Raw genomic sequence first — 15,784 nt, forward strand, 5'->3', positions numbered from 1 at the left:
ACCCTCCAGCAACGGCTCCGCCCTGGCGGGGCCGTTTGTGTTTCTGCTCCTCCAAGCGCGCTGCGCACCGGCGTGGCCGCGCCGCTGGGCGCTGCTCGCGCGGCCTTGCCGGTGCGGGCAAGCCCGCGTTGCGCTTCACTCCGTCCGACGCGTAAATTGCCTGAATGACTTCTTTCGAGCCTGTCTGCAGCACCGCCGACCTGCAGGTCGTGGATCCCGCGACCCTTCCCGCGTACATGCTGGAGCTGGAGCGGGCGGCCGCGTACCTCGACGATGCACAGCGTGCGCAGCTGCGCCAGGCCTGGGTCGTCGGTGCCGCCGCGCATTCCGGGCAGATGCGCAGCTCCGGCGAGCCCTACATCACCCATCCCGTGGCGGTGGCGCGGATCCTCGCCGAGCAGGGCCTGGACGTGGAAACGCTGCTGGCGGCGATCCTGCACGACACCATCGAGGACACCGCGCTGGGCTGGGACGACATCGCCTCGCAGTTCGGTCCCACGGTGGCCGAGCTGGTGGATGGCGTGACCAAGCTGGACAAACTGCAGTTCCGTGACCGCCAGGAGGCCAATGCGGAGAGCTTCCGCAAGATGCTGCTGGCGATGTCGCGCGACCTGCGCGTCATCCTGATCAAGCTGGCCGACCGCCTGCACAACATGCGCACCCTGGGGGCCAAGGACCCGCAGTCGCGCCAGCGCATCGCCCGCGAGACGCTGGAGATCTACGCGCCGATCGCCCAGCGCCTGGGCATGAACCAGATCAAGAGCGAGCTGCAGGACCTGGGGTTCCGCGCCTTGCATCCGTACCGCCACGCGGTGCTGGAAAAACGCATCCGCGCCGCGCCGATGGTCCGCCGCGAAGCGCTGGTGCAGATCGAGGCCAACCTGGCCCAGCGCCTGACCCGGGAGCAGATACCGCACCGCCTGATCAGCCGGGTGAAATCACCGTGGAGCATCTACACCAAGATGCGCGCCGAAGCGAAGAGCTTCGCCCAGGTGATGGACGTGTTCGGCTACCGGATCGTGCTGCGCACGGTGGCCGACTGCTATCACGCGCTCGGCGTCGTCCATTCGGTGTACAAGCCGCTGGATGCGCGGTTCCGCGACTTCATCGCCATCCCCAAGGCCAACGGTTATCAATCCCTGCACACGGTGCTGTTCGGGCCGTATGGCGCGCCGATCGAGGTCCAGCTGCGCACCGAGGAGATGGACCTGGTGGCCGAGAAGGGCGTGGCCGCGCACTGGACCTACAAGGAAGGCGGGCAGGCCCCCAACAGTGCCCAGAACCGCGCCTACAACTGGATCAGCGGGCTGGTGGAGTCCCAGCACGCGACCGGGTCGTCGCTGGAATTCCTGGAAAACGTCAAGATCGACCTGTTTCCCGACGAGGTCTACCTGTTCTCGCCCAAGGGCGACATCCTGTCGCTGCCGCGCAACGCCATCGCGCTCGACTTCGCCTACGCGGTCCACACCGACGTGGGCAACACCGCCGTCGCGGCGCGGGTGGACGGCAAGCTGGTGCCGCTGCGCACGCGCCTGTCCAACGGCGAGCGGGTGGAGATCATCACCGCCAAGTCGTCCACGCCCAAGCCGCAGTGGCTGGAGTACGTCGTGTCCAGCAAGGCGCGCACCGCGATCCGCCACCAGCTCAAGCAGATGGGGCACGAGGACGCGGTCCAGCTGGGGCATCGGATGCTCGATCGGGCACTGGAGGCGCTGGGCAGCTCGCTGGAGCGGGTGTCGGCTGCGCGCCTGGACGCCTATCTGCACGAGGGCCGCCACCCGCGCCTGGAAGCGCTGCTGGCCGACATCGCGCTGGGCAACAAGATGCCCAGCCAGGTCGCCTACGCATTGGCCCGATCACCGGGCGAGGACGCCGCACCCGCGCCGGCGCACACCTCGCTGACCCAGGAAAAAATCCTCATCACCGGCAGCGAGCGCGGCGTGATCAGCTTCGCCAACTGCTGCATGCCGCTGCCCGGCGACGACATCATGGGCTACCACACCGCCGGCAAGGGCATCGTGGTGCACCGCAAGGAATGCCCCAACGTCGCCGAGTACCGCAAGTCGCCGGACCGCTGGGTCTCGATCGGCTGGGACCACACGGTCAGCGGCGATTTCAGCGCGGCGCTGCGCATCGAGGTCGACAACCGCCCCGGCGCGCTGGCGCAGGTCGCGGCCGCCATCGCGGACGCCAAATCCAACATCGACCGGGTGGAATACCTGGAGCGCGACATCAACGTCGCGGTGCTGCGGTTCTCGATCGAGGTGAAGGACCGGCGCCACCTGGCCAACGTGATCCGCAAGGTGCGCCGGCTCAGCGTGGTGCTCGGCGTGCAGCGCATCTGAGCCGGCGCTTCTACAATGCCGGCTGTCCCCCGTGATTCTGGAGCCTGCATGTCCCGCACCCCGATCCATACCGACCACGCCCCGGCGGCGATTGGTCCCTATTCCCAGGCCGTGCGCATGGGCCAGACCGTGTTCCTGTCCGGCCAGATCCCGCTGGACCCCGCGACCGGTGAGCTCGTCGACGGCGACGTGGCCGCGCAGGCGCGGCAGTCGTTCGACAACCTCAAGGCCGTCTGCGAAGCGGCCGGCGGATCGCTGGCCCAAGTCGCCCGACTGGGGCTCTACCTCACCGACCTGGGCGAATTTGCCGCGGTCAATGCGGTGATGGCCGAGTATTTCCAGGCCCCGTACCCGGCGCGCTCCACCATCGAGGTCTCCGGCCTTCCCAAGGGCGCGGCATTCGAGGTCGACGCGATCCTCGTCCTTGGCTAGAACCGCCCGTCGACCTCCGGCGCTGGCGGCAGCGGGCGAGACCCCGCTGACCGCGTTGGCCGGCTGCGGACCGCGGATGGCCGAGAAGCTCGCCGCCCGCGATCTGCATACCCTGCAGGACCTGTGGTTCCAGTTGCCGCGGCAATACGAGGACCGCACCCGCCTGACCCTGATCCGCGACCTGCGACCGGGCGTGGCGGCGCAGGTCGAGGGCCGGGTGGTGGCCGTCGAGCGTGGCTTCCGCGGCCGCCCCGTGCTGCGCGTCGCGATCACCGATGATTCCGGATCCGGACTGGTGTTGCGGTTTTTCCACTTTCGCGCCGCGCAGGTGGCGCAGTTCGCGGTCGGCGCGCCGCTGCGTTGCTACGGGACGCCGCGCCCGGGCCAGCAGGGCCTGGAGATCGTGCATCCCAGCTACCAAGTCCTTGAAGCCTCGGGCGGGGACGAGCTCGGCGATGCGCTCGATCCCGTGTATCCGACCGTCGAAGGCATCGGTCCGGTCACCCTGCGCCGCTTGATCGGCCTGGCCTTGGACCGGCTGCCCGACAGCGCGACGCTGGAGCTGCTCGCCGACGCCGCCGAACTGCCGCCGCTGCGCGAAGCGCTGTTGACCGTGCACCGCCCCCCGCGCGAAGCCGACGTCAGCGCCCTGCTGGCCGGCACCCATCCGGCCCAGCGTCGGCTGGCGCTGGAAGAACTGCTCGCCCACCACCTCAGCCTGCGCCGGCAGCGGATCGCCCAGCAGGCCCATCGCGCGCCTGCGCTGGCGGACCAGAGACTCGCTGGCAAGTTGCTGGGACAACTGCCGTACCGGTTGACCGGGGCCCAGCAGCGCGTCTTTGCGGAGATATGCGCCGATCTGGCCCGGTCCTCGCCGATGCTGCGCCTGGTGCAGGGCGATGTGGGCTCGGGCAAGACCGTCGTCGCCGCGCTGGCCGCGCTGGTGGCGGTCGCCAGCGGCCGCCAGGTGGCCCTGATGGCGCCCACCGAGCTGCTCGCCGAGCAGCACCTGGCCAACCTGCGCGAGTGGCTGGATCCGCTGGACGTTTCGTTGGCGTGGCTGGCGGGCAAGGTCACCGGCAAGGCGCGGCAGCAGGCTTTGGCGGACGTCGCCTCCGGTGCGGCCCGGGTGGTGGTCGGCACCCACGCCGTGATGCAGGAGAGTGTCGTCTTCGATGACCTCGCGCTGGCGATCATCGACGAGCAGCACCGCTTCGGCGTGCACCAGCGGCTGGCGCTGCGCGACAAGGGCGGGGCGGCCGGCGGCAACGCAGGCACGGTGCCGCACCAGCTGGTCATGACCGCCACGCCGATCCCGCGCACCCTGGCGATGTCGGCCTATGCGGATCTGGACGTGTCGTCGATCGATGAACTCCCGCCCGGCCGGACTCCGGTGCAGACCGTGGTGCTGGCCAGTGAGCGGCGGCCCGAACTGGTCGAGCGCATCCGCGCCGCCTGCGCGCAGGGTCGCCAGGCCTACTGGGTGTGCACCCTGATCGACGAGCCCGACGAGGACGCCAAGCCCGGCGCGGTGATGAAGATCGAGGCGCAGGCCGCGCAGACCACGTTCGAGACGCTGGCGACCGGATTGCCGGAACTGCGGGTCGGCCTGGTTCACGGGCGCATGAAGGCCGCCGAGAAGCAGGCGACCATGGCCGACTTCAAGGCCGGGCGCATCGACCTGCTGGTGGCAACGACCGTGATCGAGGTCGGCGTGGACGTGCCCAACGCCTCGCTGATGATCATCGAGAACGCCGAGCGCCTCGGCCTGGCCCAGCTGCACCAGTTGCGCGGCCGGGTAGGGCGCGGCAGCGAGGCCTCCAGCTGCGTGCTGATGTACCGCTCGCCGTTGTCGATGCTGGCCCGGCAGCGCCTGGAAACCATGCGCGCGACGAACGACGGTTTCCTGATCGCGGAAAAGGACCTTGAGCTGCGCGGCCCCGGCGAGCTGCTGGGCACCCGCCAGACCGGCCTTGCCGAATTCCGCCTCGCCGACCTCGCGCGCGACGCCGACCTGCTGCCGCAGGTGCATGAGCTGGCCGAGCGGCTGCTGCGCGATTCGCCCGAGCTCGCCGAACGCATCGTGGCGCGCTGGATCGGTACCGCCGTGCGCTATGCCGGCGCATGATCTCCGGTGCCGCGACGCGGATTCAGCGTTATGGTGATCGGCCCGCGACGCTGCCAATCAGCGCCACCCAGTCCTGACCACGCCTGCCCCGGAGATCCACGCATGCGGTCCAAGCTGATGTCTGCCTTGCTGCTGTGCCTGCCGCTGTCCGCGCTCGCGGCCGCGCCGGTGCCGCCGGCCACCCAGCCCGAGCTTGAACAGATCGGCACCGCGCCCTCGGCCCAACGCATCGAGGCCGACATCCGCACCCTGGTGGGGTTCGGCACCCGCCACACCTTGTCCGATACGACGTCCGACACGCGCGGCATCGGTGCGGCGCGGCGCTGGATCAAGGCCGAGTTCGAGCGCATCTCGGCCCAGTGCGGCGGTTGCCTGGAGGTGCGCTACGTCAGCGAAGTGGTCTCCGGCGAGAATCGCATCGCGGATCCGGTCGAGATCGTCAACGTGATCGCGATACAGCGCGGCAGCAGCGACCCGGGCCGCTACGTCATCATGAGCGGCGATATTGATTCACGCGTATCGGACGTGATGGACGCGACCTCCGACGCTCCGGGCGCCAACGACAACGCATCCGGTGTCGCCGGCACCCTGGAGGCGGCGCGGGTGCTGTCGAAGCATCGGTTTGCCGGCTCGATCGTCTACGCCGCGCTCGCCGGCGAGGAGCAGGGCCTGTTCGGCGGCAAGATCCTTGCCCGGCACGCGATCGACAACGGCTGGCGGATCGAGGCGGTCCTCAACAACGACATGATCGGCAACATCGCCGGAATCAACGGCGTAATCGACAACACGACCGCGCGGGTGTTCGCCGAGGGCACGCGTTTCAATGAAACCCCGGAGCAGGCCACCGCGCGGCGCTTCACCGGCGGCGAGGTGGACTCGCCCTCGCGCAACCTGGCCCGCTACATCGACCGGATGGCCGACCTCTACGTGCCCAACCTGGACGTGATGATGGTCTACCGGCTGGACCGCTTCGGACGTGGCGGCCACCATCGCCCGTTCAACGACATCGGCGCACCGGCCGTGCGGGTGATGGAAACCAACGAGCACTACCATCGCCAGCACCAGGATCTGCGCACCGAGGACGGCGTTGTCTACGGCGATACCATCGACGGCGTCGATTTCGCCTACGCCGCCAAGCTGACGGCGCTCAATGCGGTGACGCTGGCCGGGCTGACCGGCGCGCCACCACCGCCGGCGGATGTCGAGATCGAGGGCGCTGTAACGGCCGACACCACCCTGCGCTGGTCGCCCGTCCCGGCCGCGCAGGCGCCCGACCTGGCCGGCTACAAAGTGTACTGGCGGCTCACCACCGAGCCCCAGTGGAGCCACAGCCGCTACGTCGGCAACGTCTCCCAGTACACCCTCAGCAACGTCGTCATCGACAACTACTTCTTCGGCGTTGCCGCCGTGTCCACCGACGGCGCCGAAAGCCCGGTGGTGTTCCCCGGCGCCGCCGGCAGTTTTGGCGGCTATCAGACGGCAGCGCGCGAACCCATCAAGGAAAACCAAGCCACACCATGACTGACCAACGCATCCCCCTGCTCATCGACACCGATCCCGGCGTGGATGACGCCCTCGCCCTGCTGATGGCCTTCAACGATCCGCGGCACGAGGTCGTCGGCCTGACGATCGCTGCCGGCAACGTCGGCCTGGCGCACACCGTCGCCAACGCGCTGAAGATCTGCGACGTGGTGGGCGTCGATGTCCCGGTGTTTGCCGGTTGCGCATCGCCCCTGCTGCACGCCGCAGTGGACGCGGCGTATGTGCACGGCCAGGACGGCCTGGGCGATGTCGGCCACGCGCCCTCGCAGCGCCAGGCCGAATCCGAACATGCCGCGTTGGCGATCCTGCGCCTGTCGCACCAGTACGCAGGCCAATTGCTGCTGGTCGCGCTCGGCCCGCTGACGAACCTGGCGGTGGCGCTCAAGCTCGACCCGGGCCTGCCCTCGCGGATCGGCCGGCTGGTGGTGATGGGCGGGGCGGTCACCGGCCACGGCAACATGACCGCACACGCCGAGTTCAACATCGGCTTCGATCCGGAGGCAGCGCATATCGTGCTGTCCGCGTTCCCGCACTTCGAGCTGGTCGACTGGGAGGCGACGATTTCCCACGGTCTCCCGCACGGCGAGGTGCTGCAGTGGCTCGCCGCCGGCAGCCCGCGCGCGAAATTCTTTGACGCGATCTCTCGCAAGACCCGGGAGTGGTCCGCCGATCGGCGCGGCGATGACTGGTACGCCGCCGACGCGCTCGCCATGGCCCACGCACTGGAGCCCGAAGGCGCGCTCGATGTCGCCCGGCGCGTGCTGGTGGTGGAGACGGAAGGGCGTCACACCCGCGGGGCGACGGTGGTAGACTGGCGCGTTGAGCAGTCCGACGCAGGCGGCAACGCGTCGATCCTGTTGCGCTACGACCGACCCCGCTTCCAGCGGCGCGTGCAGGCTGCCCTGGCCGCGACCTGAGCCGCGCGACTTGCACCGTCCATGCAAAGCCCGCTATTATTGTCAGCTTCCTTCCGCATAGATTGGTGAGTGCCAATGAAAGCCGGCATCCATCCCGAATACCGCGAAGTCGTGTTCCAGGACGTGACCAGCGATTTCCAGTTCCTGACCCGCTCGACCCTTGGCAGCAAGGAGTTGGTGAAGTGGGAAGACGGCAACGAGTACCCGCTGATCAAGATCGACATCTCGTCGGCCTCGCACCCGTTCTACACGGGCAAGCACAAGATCATGGATACCGGTGGCCGCGTGGACAGGTTCCGCAAGCGCTACGCCAAGTAAGCATCGGCGGCGCAACGCGCTGTATAACGGGTTATGACAACGGCTGCCGAGAGGCGGCCGTTGTTGCTTTCAGCGACTCCTGCGCAACGCATCGGGCCACCCGTGGCGACCGCTGCCGCGTCCATGCGGTAGGGCATTGTGCGATAATTGGGTGTTCGCCATTGGTTGCGATCCTTTGTCCCCCTCCCGTTTCGCGCCGTGCGCGAACGTGCAGACAGCAGGAGCATTTTGTGTCCGATTCGTCGTCCAGCCTGAACGCCTCAGCCGATCAGGCCACTCTCTCCGTTGGCGGCAAGACCGTCGAGCTGCCGGTCCAGCACCCGACCCTGGGCGCTCCGTGCATCGATATCGCCAAGGTGCCGCGCGCCACCGGTTGCTTCACCTACGACCCCGGCTTCACCGCCACCGCCAGCTGCAAGTCGGCCATCACCTACATCGATGGCGAAGAAGGCGTGCTGCTGTATCGCGGCTACCCGATCGAGCAGCTCGCCGAGAAGTCCAATTTCCTCGAAGTTGCCTACCTGCTGATCAACGGCGAGCTGCCCGACAAGGCCGGCTTCGCCGCTTTCGAGCACGACGTCACCCATCACACGATGATCCATGAGGCCTTTACCGGCTTCCTGGGCGGCTTCCGCCATGACGCCCATCCGATGGCGATGCTGGTCGGCATGCTCGGCTCGATGGCGAGCTTCTACCACAACGAACTCGACCTGGAGGATCCGGCGCAGCGCCGCCTGGCCGCCATCCGCCTGATCGCCAAGGTGCCGACGATCGCGGCCGCGTGCTACCGCCATTCGGTCGGCTGGCCGCTGAACCATCCGCGCAACAACCTCGAGTACACCACCCGCTTCCTGCACATGCTTTATGAGGTGCCGAGCGAGCCGCTGGAGCTCAACCCGATTGCGGCCAAGGCGATGGACCTGCTGTTCATCCTGCACGCCGACCACGAGCAGAATGCTTCCACCTCGACGGTCCGCCTGGTCGGGTCCACCGGCGCGAACCCCTACGCGTGCGTCGCCGCTGGCGTTGCCGCGCTGTGGGGCCCCGCGCACGGCGGTGCCAACGAGGCGGTGCTGAAGATGCTCACCGAGATCGGCCGCCCGGAGAACGTGCAGTCGGCGGTGGACCGCGCCAAGGACCGTGATTCGGGCTTCCGCCTGATGGGTTTTGGCCACCGCGTCTACAAGAACTACGATCCGCGCGCCGCCCTGGTGCGCAAGATGACCCACGAGGTGCTCGGCGAGCTCGGCATCAACGACCCGCTGCTGGACGTGGCGATGAAGCTGGAAGAGGCGGCGCTGCAGGACGATTACTTCGTCGAGCGCAAGCTGTATCCCAACGTCGACTTCTACTCCGGCATCATCTACAAGGCGCTGGGTATCCCGGTGGAGATGTTCACCGTGATGTTCGCCATCGCACGCACCGCCGGCTGGGTCGCGCACTGGCTGGAGCAGCAGGACGATCCGGAGAACAAGATCGGTCGTCCGCGGCAGATCTACACCGGTCCGGCCAACCGTGACTACGTGGGCGTGGACAAGCGCTGACCGGTCTACCGGCCGCCCGCTGACTTCACGCTGTCAATGAAACCCCGCCCCGAGCGGGGTTTTTCATGCGTGCGGTGAGCTGCCCGCAGCGGTGTCCGGCGCCACGTCGGGATCCTGCAGCAGGCGCCGCAGCTGGGCCGCGCTGGCGCGGCGCATCGGCTGGTCGTCGCCGCGCGCCCATGGCGCCTGACGGACCTGCAGCGATGGCAGGCCGACCAGCTCGAAGGCGACATCGCCGGCGAAGAACCGCCAGACCGGAAAGGTGTCCTCGCGGTGCGCGTCCAGCCGTAACCGGACCCGATCGGCGTCGGCAGGGATGTCGTGCTGCTGCAGGTGGTGGGCGACCGCGTCGGCGTCATCGTCGTGCAGGTGCAGGGTGACCACGCTCTGCGCATCGGCGGTGCCCTCCAGCACCGGTCCGGTCAGTCTTGGCTGGAAGGGGGCGAGGAACTCCATGGCTTCCAGCGCCGCCTCACGGTAGCGCCGCGACAACGCCGCAGTGTCCGGCCGGAACAGGCGCTGGTAGTCCTGCAGCGCCTGCGCGATGTCCTCATTTGCCGGCAGCAGGGTCCTGTCCATCACGCCCAGTCGCTCGGAGGCCTTGCGCCGGGCCTGCGGATAGTTGCCGGCCTCGCCGGTGCTGATCAGTCGTGCCGCTTCGCGGGCGACGCCATCGCGGATGCGCGAGTGCGATTCGCGGCGGCCGGAGCGGGCGGTTTTCAGGGGGCGCTTTGACACGGTCTGCCTCCCATTGCGACGCGCGGTGCGTCAGAAGATGTCGAAGGTTTCCTCGGCGGGCTCGTTTGACTCGTCATAGTACGCGGTGTCGGTTTGCATGCGCTCCAGGTCCTCGACCTTCACCCACTCGGTCAGGCCGCCGCTTCCGCCCGGGATCAGCGTGCCGTTGGCCGCGACCTGCACCTGCACCATGCCATCGGGCGGAGTGTTGGGACTGACGGGACGATCCTCCAGCGCCGCGCGCATGAAGTCGATCCAGATCGGCAGTGCCGCCGCGCCGCCGTACTCGCCACGCCCAAGCGGCTTGAAGTTGTCGCGGCCGACCCAGACGGTCGTTGCAAGCTCGCCGCCAAATCCGGAGAACCACGCGTCGCGATGCTCGTTGGTGGACCCGGTCTTGCCGCCCACGTCCTCGCGACCCAGCACCTTGGCGCGCACGCCGGTACCGCGCTGGACGACGTCGCGCATCATCGAGACCATCTGGTAGGCGACGCGGCCGTCAATGGCCCGTGGGGCGACGATCATGTCCTCGCGCGGAGGCGCTGCCGGTTCTTTTTCCGCCTCGGGTGCGCTCTCGACCGGGGCGGCGGTGGCAGGCCCCAGATTGAATCCGCCCACGACCGCCGAGACCGGCGCCGCCGATGCCGCATCCGTGCCGCGACAGCTGCGGCAGGCCGTGGCCGGGTTCTCCTTGAACACCACCGCGCCGTCGCGATCGCGAACCTCTTCGATGAACCACGGCTCGACCAGGAAGCCGCCGTTGGCAAACGCCGCATAACCGCGCGCGACCGACAGCGGGGTCAATGAAGCGGTGCCCAGCGACATCGACAGGTTGGGCGGCAGGCTCGCCTCCTCGAAGCCGAAGTGACTGATGTACTTGCGCGCGTAGTTGACGCCGATGGTGTCCAGCAGGCGCACCGAGACCAGGTTGCGCGAGCGCACCAGGGCCTCGCGCAGGCGCATGGGTCCGGAGAAGCGGCCGTCGTCGTTCTGCGGGCGCCACTCGCGTCCGCGGCGGTCCTTGAACACCACCGGCGCGTCCAGCACCACCGATGCGGGGTTGAAGCCCTGCTCCAGCGCGGCGGCGTAGAGGAAGGGCTTGAAGCTGGAGCCCGGCTGGCGCCGCGCCTGGGTGGCGCGGTTGAACTTGCTGCCGGCAAAGCTGAAGCCGCCCGACAGCGCGCGCAATGCGCCGGTGTCGGCTTCCAGCGACACCAGCGCCGCTTCCGCGCGCGGCAGCTGGGTCAACTCGTATTTCGGCAGTTCCGGTTCCGCCGCATCCCCGTCGGCGTCCTTCGCAGGCGTTGCGACCCGGTGTACCCGGACCAGGTCGCCGCGCTTGAGCAGCTGCGCCGGTGTGCGCCCGCCCCAGCCCTGGCCCTTCTCCAGCGTGACTTCGCGTCCGCTGGGCAGGACCACGCTCGCGCCGTTGCCGGCCGTGGACAGGACGATGGCGGGAAGCATGTCCGACTGCACCGGGACCGTGCGCAGCCGCGCATGCACCGTCGCCACGTCTTCATCCTCGGCCAGATCGAAGTGCTGCTCCACGCCGTGCCAGCCGTGGCGCTTGTCGTAGATCACCAGCCCGTCGCGGACCGCCTGGTTGGCCGCGGCCTGCATCTGCGGGTCGATGGTGGTGATGACGTGGTAGCCGCGGGTCAGCGCTTCGGCGCCGTAGCGGGCGATCATCTCCTGCCGCACCATCTCGGCCACGTACGGCGAATACATCTGCAGCGGCGGCTCGTGCGGGCTGGCATGCATGGCCACCGCGCGCGCCGACGCGGCATCGGCAGCGCTGATGAAGCCCAGTTCGGCCATGCGCTGCAGGGTGTAGTCGCGACGGATCTTCGCGCGGTCCGGATTGCTGAGGGGATTGCCGCTGGACGGGAACTTGGGGATTCCGGCCAGCGAGGCAATCTCGTCCAGGTCCAGTTCGTCGAGCTTCTTGCCGTAATAGAACTCCGCCGCCGCAGCCACGCCGTACGCGCGGTTGCCGAAGAAACTCTTGTTGAGGTAAAGCTCGAGGATCTCGTCCTTGGACAGCTCGTTTTCCATGCGCCAGGCGAGCATCATTTCGGCGATCTTGCGCGTGTAGCTGTACTCCGAGCTCAGGAAGAACTGGCGCGCGACCTGCTGGGTGATCGTCGAGCCGCCGGGGACGCGCTTGTCATCGGTGGTGGCCAGCAGCCACACGGCGCGCGCGACGCCCCGGTAGTCAACGCCGTTGTGCTCGTAGAAGCGGCTGTCCTCGATCGCGATGAACGCCTGCTTCAGGTGCTCGGGCACATCGGCGATATCGACCGGGTAGCGCCGGGTCTCGCCGAACACCGCCATCAGTCGACCGTCGCGCGCGTACACGTACATCGGCTCCTGCAGCTCGACGTTGTGCAGCGATTCCACATCGGGCAGCTTGGGCGAGATCAGGTAGTAGACGGTCGCCAGTGCGAGCACGCCCAGGACCGCAAGGCCAATTGCCGCCAGCACGGCCCAGCGCAGGAAACGTCGGAAGCGAAGAAGCATCGAGTGAGTCCGGATGACGGTTTCGGCAATCGGGAAGTATAGAGGAGCATCCTGCGGCTGCTGCGCCTCAAGACAATGCGGCGCAGGTCTGGAATACTGCGGACCGGGGCAAGCCCATTTGCGACAGAAACGGGCACTGGTGGGCAGTTGGGGATGGAAGTGCTTGCGGGCTTGTGAAAAGTCCGTTATCTAAGGGTCGGCCACAAGCGGTGCGTACAGCATCTGATGGCAAGGGGAGATAACTTTGGGCGTCATCAAGAAGAGCCAGCCGGCACTCGTCGGCGTGGATATCAGTTCGACTGCGGTCAAGCTTCTGCAGCTGTCGCGGGCAGGCAACCGGTATCGCGTGGAGCACTACGCGGTGGAACCGTTGCCGCCCAACGCGGTGGTGGAGATGAACATCGTGGAACCCGAGGCGGTTGGCGAGGCGATCAAGCGCGCCATGGCGCGCTCGGGCACCCGCGCCAAACACGCCGCAGCAGCAGTCTCCGGATCGGCGGTGATCACCAAGGTGATCCCGATGCCGGCCGAGCTGGACGGCGATGATCTGGAAGCCCAGGTCGAGTTGGAAGCGGTCAACTACGTGCCGTACCCGATCGAGGAAGTGAACCTCGACTTCGAAGTGCTCGGGCCGATGCCCGGCAGCCCGGAGTCGGTGCAGGTGCTGCTGGCCGCCTCGCGCTCGGAGAACGTCGAGGTCCGTGCCTCCGTGCTCGAGCTTGGGGGGCTCATCCCCCAGGTCATGGACGTGGAAGCGTTCGCGATCGAGAACGCCTTCGCCCTGATTGCCGATCAGCTGCCCATCCCGCGCGACGGGCTGGTGGCGCTGATCGACGCCGGCGCGACGATGACCACGCTCAACGTCATCCGCCAGGGCCGCAGCATCTACAGCCGCGAGCAGGTCTTCGGCGGCAAACAGCTGACCGACGAGATCATGCGCCGTTACGGCCTGAGCTATGAGGAAGCCGGTCTGGCGAAGCGTCAGGGCGGACTGCCGGAGACCTACGAGACAGAGACCCTGGATCCGTTCAAGGAGGCCCTGGTGCAGCAGGTCAGCCGCCTGTTGCAGTTCTTCTATGCCGGTAGCGAGCACAACCGCGTCGACCAGATCGTGTTGGCCGGCGGCTGCGCGGCGATCGCCGGCATCGCGCCACTGGTCGAGGAGCAGCTGGGCGTGCCGACGATGGTTGCCAACCCGCTCGCCCACATGACGCTGGGGCCGCGGGTGCAGGCGCATGCGCTGGCTCAGGACGCTCCGGCGTTGATGATCGCGTGCGGCCTGGCATTGAGGAGTTTCGACTGATGGCACGGATCAACCTTCTTCCGTGGCGCGCCGAGCGCCGCAAGCAGCGCCAGAAGGACACCATGATGCTGCTGGCGCTGTCGGCGCTGGGCGCCGTCGTGCTTTCGTTCCTGATCATCTGGTACCACAACGCCCAGATCGAGGGCCAGACCGAGCGCAACGATTACCTCACGGCGCAGATCGCCGAGGTCGACAAGAAGATCGAGGAGATCGACGAGCTGGACCGCAAGAAGTCCCAGCTGCTGGCGCGCAAGGAAGTGATCGAGGAGCTGCAGGCCAACCGTTCGCAGATGGTCCATCTGTTCGATTCACTGGTGCGCACCATCCCTGACGGGGTCGTGCTGACCTCGATCAAGCAGGACAACGAGACGCTCACCCTGGAAGGACGCTCGCAGTCCAATGCACGCGTCAGTACCTACATGCGCAACCTGGAGGGTTCGGGCTGGATGACCCGCCCCGAGCTCTCGATCATCGAGGCCAAGGGCTTCGAACAGGGTCTGCCGTACGAGTTCAAGTTGCAGGTCAAGCTGGCCAACCCCAGCGCGCCCAGTGACGAGGACGGCGATGGCATTGCCGACGGTCCGATCGCCCAGGCCGAGCCCGCCGTCGACGGCGTCGCGGTCCCGGCGGCCGCGACGATCACCCCGCTGAGCGACGCCGCTCGCGGCGAAGACGCTGCCGACCTTGCCGCACCCGCGGATGAGACCAGCGAGGACGCCGCCGAACCGGTCGATGCCCCTGAGAGTGGAGCCGCGTCGTGAGCAAGAAAATCAATATCAAGGAACTGGACTTCAACAACATCGGCGGCTGGCCGCAACAGGCCAAGGTCGGCCTGTGCGTGATCCTGGTCCTGCTGATCGTGGGCCTCAGCTGGTGGCTGTTCGTGCGTGACAAGCGCGACACCCTGGAGGGCCTGGAGCGGACCGAAACCGAGTTGCGCAGCACCTTCGAGACCAAGCAGGGCAGGGCGTCCAACCTGGAGCCGCTGAAGCTGCAGCTGGCCGAGATGGAGCAGCAGCTGCAGCAGATGCTGCGCCAGTTGCCAAGCAAGACCGAGATGCCCGACCTGATCGTGGACATCTCGCAGACCGCGCTGGCGACGGGCATCACCAACGAGCTGTTCCAGCCCGGTCCCGAGCAGCCCAAGGAGTTCTACGCCGAGAAGCCCATTTCCCTGCGCATGGTGGGTTCGTACCACCAGTTCGGCGGATTCGTCAGCGGCGTGGCCTCGCTGCCACGGGTGGTGATCATGACGATGCACGACATCTCGCTGAAGCCGCGCGGCGCCGCGAAAGAGACCGGCATCACCGCCAACTCGCCGCTGGAACTGGCCGGAACGGTGAAGACCTACCGCTACCTGGACGAGGAAGAAATGGCGGAGCAAAGCGCTGCCGCGGATGCTGAAAAGAAGGGGGCAAAATGATGGGCAACTCGACCATCCGCCGCCGTGCGGGAGCGCCACGCCTGTTGCTGGTGGCCGTGGCCCTGGTGGCCGTGGCCGGCTGCACCCGCGGCGTGACCAGCACCTACGGCGACGCGCCGAACCTGGAGGGCTGGGTCGCCGACGTCAAGACGCGACCGGCTCCACCGCTGGATCCCTTGCCGATCATGCAGCAGTTCGAAACCTTCGAATATGCCGCGCACGGCCTGCGGGATCCTTTCAGCAATGCATTTACCGACCGCGACAACGGCGGCGGCCCGCGGCCGGACTCGGACCGGCGCAAGGTGCCGCTGGAGCAGTTCCCGCTGGATTCGCTGGACATGGTCGGAACGCTGGGCCGCGGCGGTGCAACCGTCGCCCTGGTCATGGCGCCCGACAAGGTGACCTACAAAGTGACCCGGGGTGAGTACATGGGTCAGAGCGACGGCCGGGTAACCGGCGTGTTCGAGGACCGCATCGAGTTGGTGGAACTGGTGTCGGACGGTGCGGGGGGCTGGCTGGAACGTCCGGCGTCGCTCACCTTGGAAGATCAATAAGGATTGGGGAATTAGCACGA

The 15,784-nt window shown here is 67.7% G+C and carries 13 protein-coding genes; 11 read left to right on the top strand and 2 right to left on the bottom strand.

From position 1 onward, the window contains the following. Window positions 1–164: 164 nt before the first annotated feature. The 7 genes from INQ40_RS03105 (at window position 165) to INQ40_RS03135 (ending at window position 9,226) form a co-directional block, all read left to right on the top strand. The gene (locus INQ40_RS03105; protein WP_194341677.1) at window positions 165–2,345 is read left to right on the top strand and encodes a bifunctional (p)ppGpp synthetase/guanosine-3',5'-bis(diphosphate) 3'-pyrophosphohydrolase; all 2,181 of its coding nucleotides are present in this window, start codon (window positions 165–167) and stop codon (window positions 2,343–2,345) included. A 48-nt stretch (window positions 2,346–2,393) separates the two neighbouring features. Continuing rightward, complete coding sequence (locus INQ40_RS03110) at window positions 2,394–2,777, top strand: RidA family protein (protein ID WP_194341679.1); 384 nt, start codon at window positions 2,394–2,396, stop codon at window positions 2,775–2,777. Continuing rightward, window positions 2,770–4,905: an ATP-dependent DNA helicase RecG gene (gene recG / locus INQ40_RS03115; protein WP_194341681.1), complete on the top strand. Its 2,136-nt coding sequence runs from the start codon at window positions 2,770–2,772 to the stop codon at window positions 4,903–4,905. The genes INQ40_RS03110 and recG overlap by 8 nt, the downstream gene beginning before the upstream one ends. 102 nt (window positions 4,906–5,007) lie before the next feature. Then, a complete protein-coding gene (locus INQ40_RS03120) occupies window positions 5,008–6,426 on the top strand; it encodes a M28 family metallopeptidase (protein WP_194341683.1) in 1,419 nt (472 codons plus the stop codon). Continuing rightward, entirely contained in the window at window positions 6,423–7,364 is a 942-nt protein-coding gene (locus INQ40_RS03125; RefSeq protein WP_194341685.1) for a nucleoside hydrolase, read from the top strand. Before INQ40_RS03120 ends, INQ40_RS03125 begins: the two co-directional genes overlap by 4 nt. A gap of 75 nt (window positions 7,365–7,439) precedes the next feature. Next, window positions 7,440–7,682: a type B 50S ribosomal protein L31 gene (locus INQ40_RS03130; RefSeq protein ID WP_194341696.1), complete on the top strand. Its 243-nt coding sequence runs from the start codon at window positions 7,440–7,442 to the stop codon at window positions 7,680–7,682. Between the two features lie 251 nt (window positions 7,683–7,933). Beyond that, window positions 7,934–9,226: a citrate synthase gene (locus INQ40_RS03135; RefSeq protein ID WP_194342388.1), complete on the top strand. Its 1,293-nt coding sequence runs from the start codon at window positions 7,934–7,936 to the stop codon at window positions 9,224–9,226. 63 nt (window positions 9,227–9,289) lie between these two features. Here the strand turns inward: INQ40_RS03135 and INQ40_RS03140 are convergent, their stop codons facing one another. Together INQ40_RS03140 and INQ40_RS03145 are read right to left on the bottom strand one after the other, a co-directional pair. Continuing rightward, window positions 9,290–9,949 (bottom strand): hypothetical protein, encoded by a 660-nt coding sequence (locus INQ40_RS03140; protein WP_194342389.1) that lies wholly within the window; start codon window positions 9,947–9,949, stop codon window positions 9,290–9,292. Window positions 9,950–9,994: 45 nt separating this feature from the next. Next, entirely contained in the window at window positions 9,995–12,484 is a 2,490-nt protein-coding gene (locus tag INQ40_RS03145; RefSeq protein ID WP_194341698.1) for a penicillin-binding protein 1A, read from the bottom strand. Window positions 12,485–12,728: 244 nt separating this feature from the next. Here INQ40_RS03145 and INQ40_RS03150 point away from each other — a divergent pair, with 244 nt between their 5' ends. The 4 genes from INQ40_RS03150 to INQ40_RS03165 are packed head-to-tail and all read left to right on the top strand — an operon-like array spanning window position 12,729 to window position 15,764. Next, the gene (locus tag INQ40_RS03150; protein WP_194341700.1) at window positions 12,729–13,787 is read left to right on the top strand and encodes a pilus assembly protein PilM; all 1,059 of its coding nucleotides are present in this window, start codon (window positions 12,729–12,731) and stop codon (window positions 13,785–13,787) included. After that, window positions 13,787–14,548: a PilN domain-containing protein gene (locus INQ40_RS03155; RefSeq protein ID WP_194341702.1), complete on the top strand. Its 762-nt coding sequence runs from the start codon at window positions 13,787–13,789 to the stop codon at window positions 14,546–14,548. Before INQ40_RS03150 ends, INQ40_RS03155 begins: the two co-directional genes overlap by 1 nt. Next, entirely contained in the window at window positions 14,545–15,210 is a 666-nt protein-coding gene (gene pilO / locus INQ40_RS03160; protein ID WP_194341704.1) for a type 4a pilus biogenesis protein PilO, read from the top strand. Before INQ40_RS03155 ends, pilO begins: the two co-directional genes overlap by 4 nt. Further along, window positions 15,210–15,764, top strand: coding sequence for a pilus assembly protein PilP (locus INQ40_RS03165; protein WP_194035114.1), 555 nt, complete (start codon window positions 15,210–15,212; stop codon window positions 15,762–15,764). Before pilO ends, INQ40_RS03165 begins: the two co-directional genes overlap by 1 nt. The last annotated feature ends 20 nt before the right edge of the window (window positions 15,765–15,784 follow it).

The sequence above is a fragment of the Lysobacter sp. H21R4 genome (assembly GCF_015277535.1).
In the GTDB taxonomy this organism is placed as follows: domain Bacteria; phylum Pseudomonadota; class Gammaproteobacteria; order Xanthomonadales; family Xanthomonadaceae; genus Novilysobacter; species Novilysobacter ciconiae.

Excerpts from the sequence above, each read along its gene's own strand:
- INQ40_RS03105 (WP_194341677.1), top strand. The coding sequence starts at position 165 with ATGACTTCTTTCGAGCCTGTCTGCAGCACCGCCGACCTGCAGGTCGTG.
- INQ40_RS03120 (WP_194341683.1), top strand. The coding sequence starts at position 5,008 with ATGCGGTCCAAGCTGATGTCTGCCTTGCTGCTGTGCCTGCCGCTGTCC.
- INQ40_RS03155 (WP_194341702.1), top strand. The coding sequence starts at position 13,787 with ATGGCACGGATCAACCTTCTTCCGTGGCGCGCCGAGCGCCGCAAGCAG.
- INQ40_RS03145 (WP_194341698.1), bottom strand. The coding sequence starts at position 12,484 with ATGCTTCTTCGCTTCCGACGTTTCCTGCGCTGGGCCGTGCTGGCGGCA.
- INQ40_RS03110 (WP_194341679.1), top strand. The coding sequence starts at position 2,394 with ATGTCCCGCACCCCGATCCATACCGACCACGCCCCGGCGGCGATTGGT.
- INQ40_RS03165 (WP_194035114.1), top strand. The coding sequence starts at position 15,210 with ATGGGCAACTCGACCATCCGCCGCCGTGCGGGAGCGCCACGCCTGTTG.
- INQ40_RS03130 (WP_194341696.1), top strand. The coding sequence starts at position 7,440 with ATGAAAGCCGGCATCCATCCCGAATACCGCGAAGTCGTGTTCCAGGAC.
- INQ40_RS03125 (WP_194341685.1), top strand. The coding sequence starts at position 6,423 with ATGACTGACCAACGCATCCCCCTGCTCATCGACACCGATCCCGGCGTG.